This is a genomic window from Prauserella oleivorans, from assembly GCF_042685745.1.
Lineage (GTDB): Bacteria > Actinomycetota > Actinomycetes > Mycobacteriales > Pseudonocardiaceae > Prauserella_A > Prauserella_A oleivorans.
This window is the reverse complement of record NZ_JBHUNT010000001.1, coordinates 5,659,351-5,674,891: the sequence shown is the minus strand read 5'-3', so window position 1 is coordinate 5,674,891 and position 15,541 is coordinate 5,659,351. Positions and strand designations below refer to the sequence as shown.

Sequence of the window (15,541 nt, the reverse complement as noted above, 5' to 3'; positions counted from 1 at the left end):
GAGGCTGCATGATTGACACTCGCGGAGCCTCTTGGTCATGCGGCCGACCGGGTGCGGGTGTCCCGCAAGACATGGTGGAGGCTGCATGAACACCGAGTCGATCATGCGCTGGCTGGAGGCCGTGGGCGTGCCGCACGAGGTGGTGTCGATCGGCAGCGAAGCGGACAACACGTGGTGCCTGCTGCGCGAGGAGGACCCCGAGGGCACGGGCGAGGCCGCGTGGGAGGTCTTCTGGCGGGAGCAGGGCAACCGCTACGACTGGGCGCGCTTCACCAACGAGCAGGTGGCCTGCCACTACCTGTTCGGCAGGCTCGCGTGGGCCCAGGTCGCCCGCGGCGCCGTCGGTCTGCTGCCCTGAGCCGCACCACCGGCTGAACTCCTCCGTGATTTGTGCTGCTCGTAACACGCCGCCGATACCCTGCTCGTTCGTGATCGACAACTCGGGGCGGCGGGGCCGGACCGCCACCTGTCCCGACGCCGAGGGCCCCGTCGCGGAGTTCGCGCGCGGCCTGTGGGAACTCAAGAAGGCCGCGGGCGACCCGTCCTACGACCGGATGCGCACCGAGCTGGGCGCGCTCGCGTCCAAGTCCGCGTTGTCGGCTGCGGCTCGGGGTGAGCGGCTGCCGTCGTGGGACACGACGTGGGAGTTCGTGCGTGTGCTCGCCGTCCGGGTGCTGGGCGAGCCGGAGGACGTGGTGCGGGCGCGCTGGCGGTCGCGCTGGGAACGGGCGCGCGACGCGGCGGCCGCGGGCGAGCGGCGAGCCGAGCAGCCGGGAGCGACGCCACCCGTGCCGAGGGAGCCCGGACGACCCGGGAGGCCAGGGTCACAACAGCCCACGCAGGAGCAGTCGACGGCCGTCACCGGGGCGGCACTGCCGGAAGCCGGGAATGCCGGACAGTCGGTAGCCGGCCCCACCGGGGACACCGCACACCCGCCAACCCCGCGGCCGGACCCCGGACGGAGTGGACGTCGGCGGCGCCGGAGCCGTGCGGTCGGAATCGTGGCGGTCGTCGCGGCGGTGGTCCTGCTGGCGGGCGGGGTGATCGCGGCGATGCGGATACTGCGCACACCGCCCGGGCCGCCGGACGCCGGCGCCACCCGGGTGCCGCTCGCGCCGCTGATCCCCGGCGATCGGTCGGTGCTGCTGAGCGACCTCTCGGTGCCCGACGGCACCGAGATTCCCACCGGAACGGTGTTCACCAAGACGTGGGAGTTCCGCAACGCCGGCACCGTCGCGTGGGTCGGCCGGTATCTGCGGCGCGAGGGCTCCTTCGGCGACGGCGACGGGTGCGTGACGCCCGATCGCGTGCCCATTCCCGAGACCCGCCCGGGCGAGACGGTGCGCGTGTCGGTGGAGGTCCGGGCACCGGACCAGCCCGGGTACTGCCAGGTGTACTGGAAGATGGTCGACGCCAAGGGACGGCTGCTGCTGCCCGGTGTGCGCGCCGTCTACTTCTTCGTCGAGATCGTCGACTGATCCGGCCCGGATTTGACCATCGGCGCCGGTGGCCAAATCGCTGACCTGCATGGACATCCGGCTTTGACCACCGGCCGCGGTGTGGCCGGCCAACCACTTCCTCAGCCGGTCCGGACCTTTCTAGCGTCGTCGGCATCCCAACCAACCCGATCGACCACGAGGGGATCGTCCGGATGTCGAAATGGATCAAACGAGTCACGGCCGTGCTGCCGCTGGCGGTGGCCGCGCCGATCGTGCTGGCGCCCGCGGCATCGGCCGCGCAGACCTGCTCCAGCGGACCGCTCAACGGCGGCGCCACGAAGACCGTGTCGGTGTCGGCCGACCAGGTGATCTGGATCAAGGTCAGCAACCACGACTTCCGCGGCATGCTGCTGTCCATCCGCGACAAGGGCCGCAAGAAGACTTTGTTCAAGGGCGTCATCGCGCCCGGCAAGTCGCGCACCACCAAGACCGACGTCTTCGGCGAGCGGCCGATCGGCTACACGATCGAGTTCAACGTCGACTCCGACGCGTCGAACAACTACACGTACCAGATCACGTCCGACCGCTGCTACTGATAGGAGAACGAGCATGAACGCGCTTCGCAAGGCGGTCGTGATCGCCGGCCTCGCCGGTGTCGCCGCGGTGTTGCCGGTCGCCGGGGCGTCGGCCGAACCGGCGGCGGGCCCGGCCCAGGTCACCGCCATGCCCGCCGACGTCATCACGACCTGCGGCAAGGGCTTCTCCGGCTACATGCGCCGGGCCGGCAAGGACGCCCTGTGCCTGAAGCCGGGCACGCGCACGTGGACCGGATTCAAGGCCTTCGAGTGCCGGGGCAAGCTGACCCTGCACTTCAAGGACGGCACGCGGATCAACTGTGGTGGCACCGGTGTCAACTTCCCCGACCACGGCGGGGTGGTGAAGACGGTCGCCTACGCGTGACGGCAGTCGCCGCACGCCCTCGCGAACGGTCACCCCGCGTTTCCCCCGTCGCGGGGTGACCGTTCCCGTTTCACCGTTGCCGGATCAGCTCCAGCGCGGCGTCGTGCACGAGGCCGTTGGTGGACAGCGCCGACCCGCCGTCGAACCGCGCCGCACCCGTGAGGTCGGTGAACCGGCCGCCCGCCTCGGTCACCAGCACCTGCGCCGCGGCGACGTCCCACGGATTGACGATCGGCTCGGCCGCGATCTCCAGCGTGCCCTCCGCGACGAGGCAGTGGTGCCAGAAGTCGCCGAACGCGCGGCTCTCCCAGCAGGCGTCCACCAGTGCGAGGTAGGCCTCGCGGGAGTGGTACTCCGTCCACGACCCCAGGTCGGTGGTCGACAGGTAGGCGTCGGGCAGCTCGGGCACCTTCGACACCGACAGCCTGCGCTCACCCGTCTCGTCGCGCGACCATGCGCCGCCACCCGCGCTCGCCCACCAGCGCCTGCCCAGCAGGGGAGCGCTGACCATGCCGACCACCGGCGTGCCGTCCTCGACGAGGGCGATCAGCGTGGCCCACACCGGGTTGCCGCGCAGGAAGTTCTTCGTGCCGTCGATCGGGTCGACCACCCACACCCGGCCCGGCGCGGTCACCGATCCGCCGCGCTCCTCACCCGCGACCGTGTCGGTGGGCCGCTGGGCCGCGAGCACCCCGCGGATGGCGTCCTCGACGGCCGTGTCGGCGTCGGTCACGGGCGTCCGGTCGGGCTTGCGGGAGACGTGCAGATCCTGGGCACGGAACCGGTCGGCGGTGATGGCGTCAGCCGCGTCGGCCAGTTCGGCCGCCAGTAACACATCGGCGGTATAGCGGGACACGGTCACGATGCTTTCATGCGTCCCGGCCGTAAAGTTGGCGAGGTGAGCATGGTCCTACTTGCCGAAGACGATCCGGCGATCGCGGAACCGCTGTCCCGCGCGCTGGAGCGGGAGGGCTACGAGGTGACCATCGTCGCCGACGGTCCGTCCGCGCTCGATCTGACGTCCAGGGACCGCGTCGACCTGCTGGTGCTCGATCTCGGCCTGCCCGGAATGGACGGTCTCGAGGTGTGCCGCAGGCTGCGCGCCAACGGCACCGGCCTCCCGGTGCTCATGTTGACGGCCAGGACCGACGAGGTCGACTTCGTCGTCGGCCTCGACGCCGGTGCCGACGATTACGTGGCCAAGCCGTTCCGGCTCGCCGAACTGCTTGCCCGCATTCGCGCGCTGCTGCGCCGCCGCGCTCCCGGCGTCCTCGAAGCCGGTGGGGTGCGCATGGACGTGGGCGCCCGCCTGGTGACGGTCGACGGCAAGGAGGTGCAGCTCGCCAACAAGGAGTTCGAGCTGCTGCGCGTGCTGATGAACCGGGCGGGCCAGGTCGTCAGCCGGGAGGAGATCCTCTCCGAGGTCTGGAACGACCTCGAGTCGAAGACATCGAAGACGCTGGACATGCACATGTCGTGGCTGCGTCGCAAGCTGGCCGTCGCCACCGAGAACGGGTCCGGGCGCAAGACCAACGAGGAGCACATCGCCACCGTGCGCGGTGTCGGCTTCCGGTTCAATACCGAGTAGCGCATGCGGCGGCGAATCCTCCTGGCCATCCTGCTGGCGGTCACGGTCACCGGCGTCGCGCTGGGCAGTCCGCTCGGGGTCACGGGCTGGCTGCTCGTCGAGAACTTCTCCCGCGAGGACCTCGCCGCCAGCGCCCAGCGGATCGCCGCGACGCTGGACGACCAGCTCGCCAACGGCCGCCCGCTCGACCTCAACCAGGTGCGGGCTGCGGTGCCGCAGTCCGGGCAGCTCACCGTCCACCGCCCCGGCTCCGGACCGCTCACCTATGGGCCCGACCCCGGGCCCGAGGTCGTGGTCGAGTCGGTGCCCATCGCCGGGCGCGGCACGGTGGAGCTGGCCATCCCGGCGGGCCCGTTGCGCACGCAGCAGACCCAGGTGGCCATGGCCGCGGTCCTGCTCGTGGTGCTGTCGGTGGGCACGGGCACGGTGGTCGCGACCGTCACCGCCAACCGGCTCGCGCGGCCACTGCGGCACGTCGCCGACCGCGCCGCCCGGCTCGGCGGCGGCGACTTCCGCCCGGACGGCAGACGCTACGAGGTGGCCGAGCTCGACATGGTGGCCGACGCGCTGGACGCCTCGGCGAGCGCGCTCGCGCAACTGGTACAGCGGGAACGCCAGCTCGTCGGTGACGTCTCACACCAGCTGCGCAGCAGGCTCACCGCCCTCCAGCTCCGGCTGGAGGCACTCACCTTGCACCCGGCCGAGGACGTCGCCGACGAGGCGAAGGAGGCACTCGAACAGGCCGACCGGCTGGCCGAGGCACTCGACGAGCTCCTCGCGGCCGCGCGTGCGGCGAGCGAGGTCGGGGCCGAGCCGGTGAGCCTGTCGACCATGCTCCCCGAGGTCAGCGAGGAGTGGCGGCAGCTGCTCAAGGCCGAGGGGCGGACGCTGCGGATGCGGATCTCCGACGGCCTCATGGCCAGGGCCACGCCCGCGCGGTTGCGGGAGATCATCGGCGTGCTGCTCGACAACGCGCTCCGCCACGGCGCCGGCACGGTGACGCTCGCGGCACGGCGCGGTGAGACCGAGGGCACCGTGGTGGTCGAGGTGTCCGACAGCGGCAGCGGGGTGCCCGAGGAGCTGGTGCCGCACGTCTTCGAGCGCGGCTTCTCCGGCGCGGGGTCGACGGGTGTGGGGCTCGCGCTCGCCCGCGCGCTCGCGGAGGCCGACGGCGGGCGGCTCGAGCTGTCGGGCCGCAGCCCGGCGACGTTCAGCCTCTTCCTGCGGGTGCCCTCGCCCACCGACGTGGCCGCCGTCGACTGGCCGGCCGAACGCGTGCCCCGCTAGGCGGCCGGCGGTGTGTGTCCGGGGGTCAAACCGCTGAGGACACCGGCCCTACGCCGGGCGTTCGGCCTGCTGGGCGAGCGGCTCCTCGTCCTCGCGGCGGCGGTGGCCCAGTTCGTCCGGGAACACCCACTTCCGGAAGCCCCAGAACCGGAACACCATCGCCAGCAGCATGCCGATGATCGAGCCGCTGACGAAGTCGGCCGTCTCCTGCACGAACAGCGACACGTGTGGCCGCTGCAGGTCGAAGACGTAGCGCGAGGCGTAGAGCGGAACGAGGTTCACCACGACGGCGACGCCGCTGATGATGAAGAACAGCGCCGCCTCGTGCCGTGTCTCCCGGCCGCCCCTGGTGCGGAACGACCATTCGCGGTTGAGCACGTACGACACGATGGTGGCGACGATGATCGCGATGGCCTTCGCGGTGGTCGGCTTGTCCAGCAGCACCGTGAGTTTCAGCAGATACCAGATGCCGTTGTCGACCAGGAACGTCGTGCCGCCGACGATGGCGAACTTCAGCAGTTCCCGGTGCTTGATCAGCACCGAGCGCAGCGGCTCGGGCACGCGGGCGAGCACGGATTCGACGACGGCCACGCCCGCAGTCTAGCCAGGGGCATTACTCCGGTCAGTCGAACCGGGGCGCGCCGTGGCCGCGTCCCGGATGGTGCCAGGGCGGGTTCGGCCTGGTGCGGGACGGTTCGGTGACCGTCGGCGGCGCCGGCCGGTGTGGCGGTTCCGGCCGGAACACGCCCGGGGCCGTCGGTGTGGGCACGACACTGCCCGGCTCGGGACGCGGCCACTCGCCCCACGGTCGTTGCGTCGGTGGGTGCTCGGTGGACGGCCGGCCGGTCGACGGCGTGGCGGTGTCGGACGGCTCGCTCGGTGTCGTGCCGGCGGGTGCGGTGGTCGTCGGTGTGCCGCCGCCGGTGGTCGGCGGGACGATCGGCGGCACGTCCGGCTCGTCGTCCTCCTCCGGCAGGCACAGCGGCCAGCACGGGAACCGCACGGTGCCGCTGTCGCTGGCGTCGCCGAGGGTGGCGGTGAAGGTGACGTCCTGTGCCTGGCCCGGACGGGCGGGCACGACGACGAACACCCGCACACTCTCACCGGGCTCGAGCGGCTCGGTGGTCTCACAGGACAGCGGTGTGCCGAGGCCGTGACCGCAGTCCAGCCGCCGGTCGAGCCACACGGCATGCGCCCACCGGTCGGACCGCAGCGTGGCGGTTCCGGTCGTCTCGCCGTTGTTACGCACGGTGACCACCACGCTGTGCCCGAAGTGCCGATCGAGCACAAGGGTGATGTCGTCCTCCGGTGCCGGTGCGACCGACACGGGCACGCGCAGCGACACCTCGACCGGGCTTCCGGAGTTGATCGAGCCGGTGATCTCGGCCGACTGCGCATGCGGCAGCGCCCGCAGCCGGAAGACCAGCGTCGCGGACTCGCCCGGGGCCAGGCCCTCGCTCGTCGCGCACGTGACCGTTCCGGAGCCGCCCGGGCAGTCGATCCGCTCGGACGGACCGGCCTGCCGCGCCGCCCCGGCCGGGGCGCCGCCACCGCCGGTGGGCGCGCTGCCACCGCCACCCGCGGCGCCGAGTGCGGTCACGCCGTCGGGCAGGTTCAGCGTCACCGTGACCGGGTCGGAGGTCGTGCCCCCGTCGTTGCGGACCGTGATCGGCAGCTCGACCGGATCCCCTCCCGCTTCCAGTGCGACGCCGTCGGCCGGGGCCTCGGCGGTCACATTCGCGGGCGCGGGCGCCGGCGCTGGGGCGGGCGCCGCTGGTGGTTCCGGTGCCGGAGCGGGCGCCGGTTGCGGTCCCGGTGCGGGTGCCGGCGCAGGTGCGGGTGCAGGCGGGGCCGGTTGCGGTGCCGGTGGAGCCGGAACCGGGGCGGCCGGTCCCGGCACGGCCGGTGCCTGCGCGGCGGGCGGCGCCGGGGCCACCGCGACCGGGATGTGCGGGGTTCCGCCACCCGCCGTGAGGGCGACGGCGACCGCGGCCGCCATGGCCACCCCCGACGCGGCGACGCCGACGAACTGCCGAGGCGCCGACGCGGCGGCGTTCGCGGCCCCACCGGCCGAGCCGGCTGCCGCCCCCGCGCCCACAGCGGTGGCGGCGCCGGCCTTGCCCGCACCGGACAGCGCCAGGTAACCGAGGACCCCGCCACCGAGCACGAGGGGAGCCACGACCGCCCGCAACGCGCCGTTGACGTCGGCGAGCTCGGCCGCGAGCGCCTGGCAGTCGTCGCACTCGTCGAGGTGCTGCTCCACCTGCGCGCGTTCCCGCTTGGACAGCCCGTCGCGGGTCCAGGCGCCGAGCCGGTCGGCCGTCGCCCGGCAGCGGCTCGCGCTGACCTCCGCGAGGTGCACCTGCAGGTAGGCCTGCCGCAGCCCCTCGCGGGCGCGGTAGGCAAGAGCGGAGACCCCGTTCGGGGTGAGGCCCAGCAGCGGCGCGACCTCCGCGGGCGACTGCTGCTCGATCTCGGTGTGCCACAGCACGGCCTGCCAGCGCTCGGGCAGCCGGGCGAACGCCTTCGCCGCCAGCGTGCGTTCCAGGCCGGCCACGGCGGTGTCGGAGAACGGCACGGTCAGCGCCTCGGCGCCAGCGCCCCCGACGGCGGTCATGTCCTCGGCGAGGTCGACCCGCTTGTCCTTGCGGGTCTTGTCGTAGGCGCCGTGCCGCACGGCCGTCAGCAGGTACGCCCGGAACGCGCTGTCCGGCCCCTTGCCGCCCCGGAGGGTGTCGAGCACCTTCGAGAACGCCTCCGACACCAGGTCGTCGGCTTCCATGGGCGTGCGTGCGAGCTGGCGGGCCAGGTTGTACGCCGCCGCGACGTGGCGTTCGTACAGTGTTCCGTAGCACTCGAGCTTGCCCGCTCGCACCGACGCGATGAGCTCGGCGTCGCTCATGCCCTGGGGGTCGGCGGGGGCGGTCGTCACGGCTCTCCTCTCGAGGGGTCCCTGATGGGACGCGCTGCGGACCAAAGTGTGACGGACAGAGGAGAACTGGTCACGTTGCGGGGTCCCGGCCGAAACCGTTTCCCGCCGCGGCCCGTCCCAGTGCCGTCACGAACCGTGCACAGCGGCGTCCCATGGTCGGGTGAACCTCGGGAGGAAGGCGGTGCCCCATGGACGTGCCTGCTACGGGCGGGCCGCCCGGACCACGGCTGCGCCCGGTGGCGCCACACGCGGCCCACGACCGGATGGCGCGCGCGCTGCGCGCCCGCTGGCGGGCGGCGAGCCTGAGCTCGGGCTGGCGCTTTCCCGGCGACTGGGGACTGCCCGAGGTGGACGCCGTGTGCGCCGCCGTCGTCCGGCACGGCGAGGCGCGCGCGGCCGAGCCCGCGCTCGCCGGATTGGCCAGGGCACGGGCGGCCGCGGGCACCGGACTCGAGGAGACCCTGACCGACCTCGCCGCCCTGCACGCCGTGCTGGCCGAGCCGGACGGCACCGACGGTTTCGTCGCGCCGGACGTCGACGCGATCCCGGTCCGGCTGCTGCGCGTGGTGGCCGTGGCCTGGGCGGAGGTGGCCCTCGCCGAGTTGTCGCGGCCCCAGGTGACCGACCCGCTGACCGGCCTGCCCACCGTCGCCTACCTGCGCACCCGGCTGGCCGAGCTGTACCGCCGGGCCGCGCGTGACCGCACGTGCGTCGCCGAGGGCCACGCGCTCGTCGTGGTGTCGATGAGCTTCGAGCGGGCGGCGGGCTGGGCGCGGTTGGGAGGCATGATCCTCGCCGCCGATGCGCTCAAGGCCGCCTTCGACGGCGGCGAGAGCTTCGCCGTGCTCGGGCCGTCGACCGTGGCGGCCGTGGTCTCCCGGGACGCGGGCGTGGCCTCCGGCGCGGTCCGGCTGCGCAGGGAGCTCACCGAACGCGTGGCCGTGGATGTCCACCTCGCCGAGGTCGGTGCCCCACGCGTCAACGTCGTCCGCCTGCCGCCCGAATACGCCGACGCCTGCGAACTGCTGGACACGCTGGGCCGTCGTTGACCGGGCTTGCGACCGCCGCGGTGTCGTTTCGTGATTTCCTAGAGGGCGTGAGGTGGCCCGCATCGGCGGCGCACCTCGAGGCGACCACCGAGCGGCGGAGATGGAACACGGTGAGCACGCATGGCCCCCGCGACGCCCGCGCGTCGCGTGCAGTACGGCGGGCAGTCCCGTGAAGGTGGGACCTGCCATCGCCAAGGCGGTGAGGGAGCTGCGCCCGGAACCGGCCGCGCCCACGCCGGCGCAGGCCCCGCGGCTCGCCCTGCGCACGTCGCTGAGCAGGCTCTCCGTGCGCCCGCGGTCGGTGGCGCTGCTGCTGCTCCTGCCGACCCTGGCCGTGCTCGGCGGCATCGCGGGCTGGCTGCTGGACTGGAAACTCGGTGTCGACAGCGCCGTCTACCGCGCGGGCGCGCTGACCCTGCTGCACGGCGAGCCGCTCTACGAGGGCAACACCCTCGGGCCGGAGCCGTGGTGGGCGCTGCTGCCGTTCACCTACCCGCCGACGGCCGCGCTGCTGTTCGTCCCGCTGGCCGTGCTTCCCGTGCAGGTGGCGTGGGGCGTGGTGGCCGCGGTGTCGTTCCTGGCGATGGCGCTGGTCATCCGGGTGGCCATCGGAGCGCTGCCCCGGCCGACCGGCGCGCTGCCCCGCTGGGCCTCGCCCGCCCGCACCACGCTGATCTTCGCGGTCCTGTTCTTCGCTCTCGAACCGGTGTGGCGCACCGTCTTCCTCGGCCAGATCAACCTCATCCTCATGGCTCTGGTCGTGGTGGACGTGCTCGTCGTGTGCGCCCGGGGCAGCCGGTGGGGCGGTGTGCTCGTGGGGATCGCCGCGGCGGTCAAGCTCACGCCGCTGATCTTCATCCCGCACCTGTTCTTCACCGGCCGCCGGATGGATGCGATCCGGGCGCTGCTGACGTTCTTCGCCATGCAGGCGCTGATGTTCGTGCTCATTCCCCACGACGCCTGGCGGTTCTGGACCCACACCGTCATGAACCAGGGCCGCATCGGCCCCATGCACTGGGCGGGCAACCAGTCGCTCAACGGCCTGCTGAACCGGGTCACCGATCTCGCGCCCTGGGCGTCCACCGCGGCGCTGGGCATCGGCGTGCTGCTCGCCCCGCCCGCCGTGTGGCTGATGCTGCGCTTCCACCGTCGCGGCCAGGCGCTCGAGGCGTTGCTGGTGACGGCGTTCTACGCGTTGCTGATCTCGCCGGTGTCGTGGTCGCACCACTGGGTGTGGGCGGTGCCGCTGATCGTCGTGCTGGTCTCGAAGCTCCCGCAGGCCGACCCGGCGACCGCGCGCAAACGCTGGCTCGGGGCCGGAGCCGTATTCGTGGTGTTCGTCAGCTGCGTGCTGCTGGTGCTGCCCAACGGCCGCAACCTGGAGCTGCACTGGGCGTTCTGGCAGTACGTCGTCGGCAGCGCCTACATCCTGGTGCCGATCGTGCTGGCCGCGGTGTTGTTCGGCCGCTGGTTGTGGCGCCGGCGTTCGGTGCGCGGGACCGATCGCGATGCGGACCTCACCCCGGCTCGCTGAGCCGCGCGCCCCGGAGCCGGGCAGGCTCGCCGTCCTGGCCCTCGTGGCCGGTGCCCTCGTGCTCGGGGTCGTGGCGTGGCTGGCCGGGTGGCGCGTGGGCGCCGACAGCGCGGTCTACCGCGCGGGCGCGCTGACGTTCCTTCGCGGCGACGAGCTTTACACGCACGCCCGGCTCGCCGCGCTGCCCGAGGGCGTGGCGCTGCCGTTCACCTACCCGCCCGCTGCCGTGCTCGTGTTCCTGCCGCTGGCCGCGTTGCCCGCCGGACTGGTGTGGGCAGCGGTGACGGCGGCGTCCGTCCTGGCGCTCGTGGTGGCCGTGCGGGTCAGCGCGCGGTCGGTGCGGCCGGGCATCGGGTGGCTGCCGGTGGTGGCGCTGGCGTTGCTCGCGCTGGGCCTGGAACCGGTGTGGAAGACGCTCTTCCTCGGGCAGGTCAATCTGCTGCTGATGGCCGCCGTGCTCGTGGACGTGCTGGTGGTCTGCGCCCGGGGCAGCCGGTGGGGCGGGGTGCTCGTCGGGATCGCCGCGGCGGTCAAGCTCACACCGTTGATCTTCGTGCCGCACCTGCTGTTCACCGGACGGCGGAAGGAGGCCCTGCGCGCCACGGTGACGTTCGTGGCGCTGCAGGCGGTGATGTTCGTGCCGGCGCCGCGTGATGCCGCGCGCTATTGGGCCACCGCCGCCTCCGATCCCGAGCGGATCGGCTCCGTGCACTGGATCTTCAACCAGTCGCTGCACGGCATGGTCAGCCGGGCCGCCGACGGCGCACCGTGGGCGCTGTGGGTGGCGGTCGCGCTCGGCGCCGTGCTGGCCGCTCCCGCCGGGTGGCTGGTGGTGCGCCTGCACCGGCGTGGCGAGTCACTGGCCGCGGTGCTGGTGACGGCGTTCTACGCGCTGCTGCTCTCGCCGGTGTCGTGGTCGCACCACTGGGTGTGGGCGGTGCCGCTCGCGGCCGGGCTGCTGCTGCGCGGCGCTCGGGCCTGGGCCGCAGCGGTGACGGTGCTGTTCGCGTCGGCGGTGGTGATGCTCGTGCCCAACGGCAACGGCGTGGAGTTCTCGTGGGGGCCTGGCGAGTCCGTGGCCGGCAACGCCTATGTGCTCGCCGTCATAGCCGTGCTCGCCGTGCTGACCGCGCGTGAGCTGCGTAAACACGCCCCGATAAGCTGAAGCGGCTATGGATATTCGCACCGGACTTCCCGTCGTCGGCATGGTGGGCGGTGGCCAGCTCGCCAGGATGACCCACCAGGCGGCCATCTCGCTCGGCCAGTCGCTGCGGGTCCTCGCGGCGGGGGAGAACGAATCGGCAGGCCTCGTCGCCGGCGAGGTCGTCTACGGCCATCACACCGACCTCGAGGCACTGCGCTCGTTCGCGCGCGGCGTGGACGTGGTGACGTTCGACCACGAGCACGTTCCCGGCGAGCACCTGCTGACGCTGGCGACCGAGGGTTTCCTCCTGCGACCGGGCCCGGGTGCGCTGGCGTTCGCGCAGAACAAGCTCCTCATGCGCGAGCGCATGGCAGCCCACGATTTTCCCGGGCCGGCGTTCGCCGAGGTGTCCTCGCCCGAGGACGCGCTGAAGTTCGGTGAGGCGCACTCCTGGCCCGTGGTGCTCAAGGCCGCCACCGGCGGCTACGACGGCCGCGGCGTGTGGATGCTCGACTCGCCCGACGACGCCCGCAGGCTCGTTCCCGAGCTGCTCGACGCCGGCACATCGCTGCTCGTCGAGGCCAAGGTGCCGATGCGTCGGGAGCTCTCGGCGCTGGTGGCCCGATCGCCGTTCGGTCAGGGCGCCGCGTGGCCGATCGTGGAGACCGTGCAGTCGGACGGCATCAACACCGAGGTGCTGGCGCCCGCCCCCGGCCTGACCGACCGGCGCACCCACGAGGCACAGGAGCTCGCGCTGCGGATCGCCGACGAGCTCGACGTCGTCGGGATCCTGGCCGTGGAGCTGTTCGAGACCGACGGCGGGCTGCTCATCAACGAGCTCGCCATGCGTCCGCACAACTCCGGCCACTGGACCATGGACGGCAGCCACACGTCGCAGTTCGAGCAGCACCTGCGCGCCGTGCTCGACTACCCGCTGGGCACCACCGACCTGCTTTCGCCGACCGTCATGGCCAACGTGCTCGGCGCCCCCGAGACCCCGGCGATGCGCCCGGACGAGCGGCTGCACCACCTCTTCGCCCGCTTCCCCGACGTGCGTGTGCACGTCTACGGCAAGGGGGAGCGGCCGGGCCGCAAGCTCGGCCACGTCAACGTGCTCGGTCCCATCGACGAGCACACTCGGCGCAAGGCCCGGCTCGCCGCGCACTGGCTCTCGCACGCGGTGTGGCTCGACGGCTACGAGATTCACTGACGTACTTCGGAGGTTTCTGTGACCAACCCGGTCGTCGGCGTCATCATGGGCAGCGACTCGGACTGGCCCGTGCTGGAGGCCGCGGGCCAGGCGCTCGACGAGTTCGAGGTGCCCTACGAGGTGGGCGTCTACTCGGCACACCGGACCCCGCAGCGGATGCTCGACTACGCGCGTTCGGCCGCCGGGCGCGGCCTCAAGGTGCTCATCGCGGGCGCCGGCGGGGCGGCGCACCTGCCGGGCATGGTGGCCTCGGCGACGCCGTTGCCGGTGATCGGCGTGCCCGTGCCGCTGAAGTACCTGGACGGGCTGGACTCGCTGCTGTCGATCGTGCAGATGCCGGCGGGTGTGCCGGTGGCGACCGTGTCGGTGGGCGGCGCGCGCAACGCGGGCCTGCTCGCGGTACGGATGCTCGCCGCGCACGACGATGCCCTGCGCGAGCGGATGCTGGCGTTCCAGTCCGATCTGGAACGGCTGGTGCTGGACAAGGACGAGGCGCTGCGCAAGAAGCTGTCGTAGCTACCCGCCCGCCACGCGCCGCAGCTCCTCGAGTGCGCGGAGGGCGGCGGGGTGTGCCGCGACCGTCTTCTTGACCGACACGGCGATGTGCCGCACCGGTGTCGGTGACACCAGGCGCACCGTGGTCAGCCCGGCGGGCAGGTCGCCGATGCCGAGCCGGGGGATCACCGTGATGCCGATTCCGGTGGCCACGAACGGGATGGCGGTGCGGTAGTCGTGTGTCTCGACGGCGAACTGCGGCGAGAAACCGGCCTCGGCGCAGGCGTCGAGCAGCACGCGACGGCAGGTTCCGCGGTGCAGGTCGTTGTCCACCCAGCGTCGCTCGGCCAGCTCCGCGAGCGGGACCTCATCGCGCCCGGCGAGCGGGTCGGTGTCCTGGACGACCGCGAGGTACTCGTCGTCGACGAGCCGGTGCACGTCGGCCTGCGGCGAATGCTCGACGTGCGGCGCGTCCACGAACAGGTCGATGTCCGGCAGGACGAGGCCGTCGCGGAACTCGGTCATCCGTAGCTCGAGGCGGAGTTCCGGGAACTCGGACTGCAACGTGGCCACCACCGGCGGCAGCCAGGTCGCGCCCGCGGAGGCGAAGTAGCCGATCGACAGGCTGCCGACGCGGCCCGCGCGCAGGTCGTCGACCACACCGTCCAGCTTGGACAGAGCTTCGAACACCGCTTCGGCCTCGGCCGCCAGGGTCTTGCCCGCGACGGTCGGCTCGATGCCCCTGCCGACGCGGTCGAACAGGCGCAGACCCGTTTCTCGTTGCAGCGCCGCGAGTTGCTGGCTGACCGCCGACGGGGTGTACCCGAGCGCGGTCGCGCTCGCGCGGATGGAGCCGGTCGCGATGACGGCTCGCAGCAGTCGCAGCCTCGCAACGTCCAGCATGGGCTCGAACGTACATGTCTGATTAACGCTTGTGTAGAACTATTCGCTTGTGCTGACGTGTCGGGGGTGAGGAGGATCGAGTCGTGAGCTCATCGGTCGACATCCGCACCCAGCCGAAATCGGAGCGCCGGAAGGCCGCCGTCGCGGCGACGATCACCGTGGTGTTGTGGGCATCGTCCTTCGTGGCGATCCGCGACATCGGCGAAAGCCTCTCCCCGGGGCCGATGGCCTTGCTGCGGCTCGCGGTCGCCGCTGTCGCGCTCACCGTGTTCGTGCTGGTGCGCTCCCGCAGGCTGCCACGGGTGCGGGGCAGGACATTGGCGCTCGTCGCCGCGTACGGCGTGCTCTGGCTCGCGCTGTACACGGTGGCGCTCAACGCCGGCGAGCAGCACGTCGACGCCGGAACCGCGGCGCTGCTGGTGAACGTCTCGCCGCTGCTGACGGCGTTCGGTGCGGGCAAGCTGCTCGGCGAGGGCTTTCCGAAACCGCTGATCATCGGCTCGTTCGTCGCACTCGGCGGGGTGGGGATCATCGCGCTCGGCTCCGGTGGCGGAGGCGACTGGCTCGGTGTCGTGCTGTGCCTGACGGCCGCCGTCCTCTACACCGCGGGCGTGCTGATCCAGAAGGTGTCGCTGCGCACCATCGACGGGCTCACCGGCACGTGGCTCGCGTGCCTCGCCGGCGTGGTGGTGCTGCTGCCGTGGGCTCCGCGGTTGGTGACAGAGTTGGCGACCGCGCCCGCCGGTGCCGTCGCCGGCGCCGTCTACCTCGGCCTGTTCCCGACCGCGATCGGCTTCACGACGTGGGCGTACGCGCTGCACAGGATGGACGCGGGCAGGCTGTCGGCCTCCACCTACGCCGTGCCGGCCGTGTCCGTGGCGCTGTCGTGGCTGCTGTTGTCGGAGGTGCCGACGGTGTACGGCTTCGTAGGCGGGGCGCTGTGTCTCGTCGGGGTCGCCATCTCGCGTCGCCGCGTCCGTACGGGCGAGTAACATCTGCG

General features: G+C 72.5%; 16 protein-coding genes. 12 read left to right on the top strand and 4 right to left on the bottom strand.

The annotated features are described in order from the left end of the window. The first annotated feature begins 85 nt into the window (after positions 1-85). From ACFSZT_RS27875 to ACFSZT_RS27860, 4 genes are all read left to right on the top strand, one after another. Positions 86-358, top strand: coding sequence for a hypothetical protein (locus ACFSZT_RS27875; protein WP_377393042.1), 273 nt, complete (start codon positions 86-88; stop codon positions 356-358). A 70-nt stretch (positions 359-428) separates the two neighbouring features. Beyond that, the gene (locus ACFSZT_RS27870) at positions 429-1,478 is read left to right on the top strand and encodes an NBR1-Ig-like domain-containing protein (RefSeq protein WP_377393045.1); all 1,050 of its coding nucleotides are present in this window, start codon (positions 429-431) and stop codon (positions 1,476-1,478) included. Positions 1,479-1,651: 173 nt separating this feature from the next. Further along, on the top strand, positions 1,652-2,035 hold the full coding sequence (locus ACFSZT_RS27865; protein WP_377393048.1) for a hypothetical protein: 384 nt from the start codon (positions 1,652-1,654) through the stop codon (positions 2,033-2,035). Positions 2,036-2,048: 13 nt separating this feature from the next. Further along, positions 2,049-2,399, top strand: a complete 351-nt coding sequence (locus tag ACFSZT_RS27860) for a hypothetical protein (RefSeq protein ID WP_377393051.1) — start codon at positions 2,049-2,051, stop codon at positions 2,397-2,399. 70 nt (positions 2,400-2,469) lie between these two features. Here ACFSZT_RS27860 and hisN read toward each other — a convergent pair whose 3' ends face one another. Beyond that, on the bottom strand, positions 2,470-3,261 hold the full coding sequence (gene hisN / locus ACFSZT_RS27855; protein ID WP_377393054.1) for a histidinol-phosphatase: 792 nt from the start codon (positions 3,259-3,261) through the stop codon (positions 2,470-2,472). Positions 3,262-3,303: 42 nt separating this feature from the next. Here hisN and ACFSZT_RS27850 point away from each other — a divergent pair, with 42 nt between their 5' ends. Next, positions 3,304-3,987 (top strand): response regulator transcription factor, encoded by a 684-nt coding sequence (locus ACFSZT_RS27850; RefSeq protein WP_377393538.1) that lies wholly within the window; start codon positions 3,304-3,306, stop codon positions 3,985-3,987. A 3-nt stretch (positions 3,988-3,990) separates the two neighbouring features. Further along, positions 3,991-5,274, top strand: coding sequence for an ATP-binding protein (locus tag ACFSZT_RS27845; RefSeq protein ID WP_377393056.1), 1,284 nt, complete (start codon positions 3,991-3,993; stop codon positions 5,272-5,274). Positions 5,275-5,322: 48 nt separating this feature from the next. On the opposite strand, the gene ACFSZT_RS27840 is transcribed toward ACFSZT_RS27845, so the two are convergent. After that, positions 5,323-5,865, bottom strand: a complete 543-nt coding sequence (locus ACFSZT_RS27840; RefSeq protein WP_377393059.1) for a GtrA family protein — start codon at positions 5,863-5,865, stop codon at positions 5,323-5,325. Between the two features lie 31 nt (positions 5,866-5,896). Then, on the bottom strand, positions 5,897-8,206 hold the full coding sequence (locus tag ACFSZT_RS27835) for a sigma-70 family RNA polymerase sigma factor (RefSeq protein WP_377393062.1): 2,310 nt from the start codon (positions 8,204-8,206) through the stop codon (positions 5,897-5,899). Positions 8,207-8,394: 188 nt separating this feature from the next. On the opposite strand from ACFSZT_RS27835, the gene ACFSZT_RS27830 reads away from it, so the two are divergent. The 5 genes from ACFSZT_RS27830 (at position 8,395) to purE (ending at position 13,659) form a co-directional block, all read left to right on the top strand. After that, positions 8,395-9,255 carry a GGDEF domain-containing protein gene (locus tag ACFSZT_RS27830; RefSeq protein ID WP_377393065.1) on the top strand — a complete coding sequence of 287 codons (861 nt, stop codon included), beginning with the start codon at positions 8,395-8,397 and terminating at the stop codon, positions 9,253-9,255. Positions 9,256-9,463: 208 nt separating this feature from the next. Continuing rightward, positions 9,464-10,789, top strand: a complete 1,326-nt coding sequence (locus tag ACFSZT_RS27825) for a glycosyltransferase 87 family protein (RefSeq protein WP_377393541.1) — start codon at positions 9,464-9,466, stop codon at positions 10,787-10,789. After that, on the top strand, positions 10,764-11,954 hold the full coding sequence (locus ACFSZT_RS27820) for a glycosyltransferase 87 family protein (protein ID WP_377393068.1): 1,191 nt from the start codon (positions 10,764-10,766) through the stop codon (positions 11,952-11,954). The genes ACFSZT_RS27825 and ACFSZT_RS27820 overlap by 26 nt, the downstream gene beginning before the upstream one ends. 7 nt (positions 11,955-11,961) lie before the next feature. Continuing rightward, on the top strand, positions 11,962-13,143 hold the full coding sequence (locus ACFSZT_RS27815; protein WP_377393071.1) for a 5-(carboxyamino)imidazole ribonucleotide synthase: 1,182 nt from the start codon (positions 11,962-11,964) through the stop codon (positions 13,141-13,143). Between the two features lie 18 nt (positions 13,144-13,161). Continuing rightward, positions 13,162-13,659, top strand: coding sequence for a 5-(carboxyamino)imidazole ribonucleotide mutase (purE, locus tag ACFSZT_RS27810; RefSeq protein WP_377393074.1), 498 nt, complete (start codon positions 13,162-13,164; stop codon positions 13,657-13,659). On the opposite strand, the gene ACFSZT_RS27805 is transcribed toward purE, so the two are convergent. Then, positions 13,660-14,541 carry a LysR family transcriptional regulator gene (locus ACFSZT_RS27805; RefSeq protein ID WP_377393077.1) on the bottom strand — a complete coding sequence of 294 codons (882 nt, stop codon included), beginning with the start codon at positions 14,539-14,541 and terminating at the stop codon, positions 13,660-13,662. It lies immediately after the preceding gene. 83 nt (positions 14,542-14,624) lie between these two features. Between ACFSZT_RS27805 and ACFSZT_RS27800 the strand changes: the two genes are divergently transcribed. Next, entirely contained in the window at positions 14,625-15,533 is a 909-nt protein-coding gene (locus ACFSZT_RS27800) for a DMT family transporter (protein WP_377393080.1), read from the top strand. Positions 15,534-15,541 lie beyond the last annotated feature (8 nt).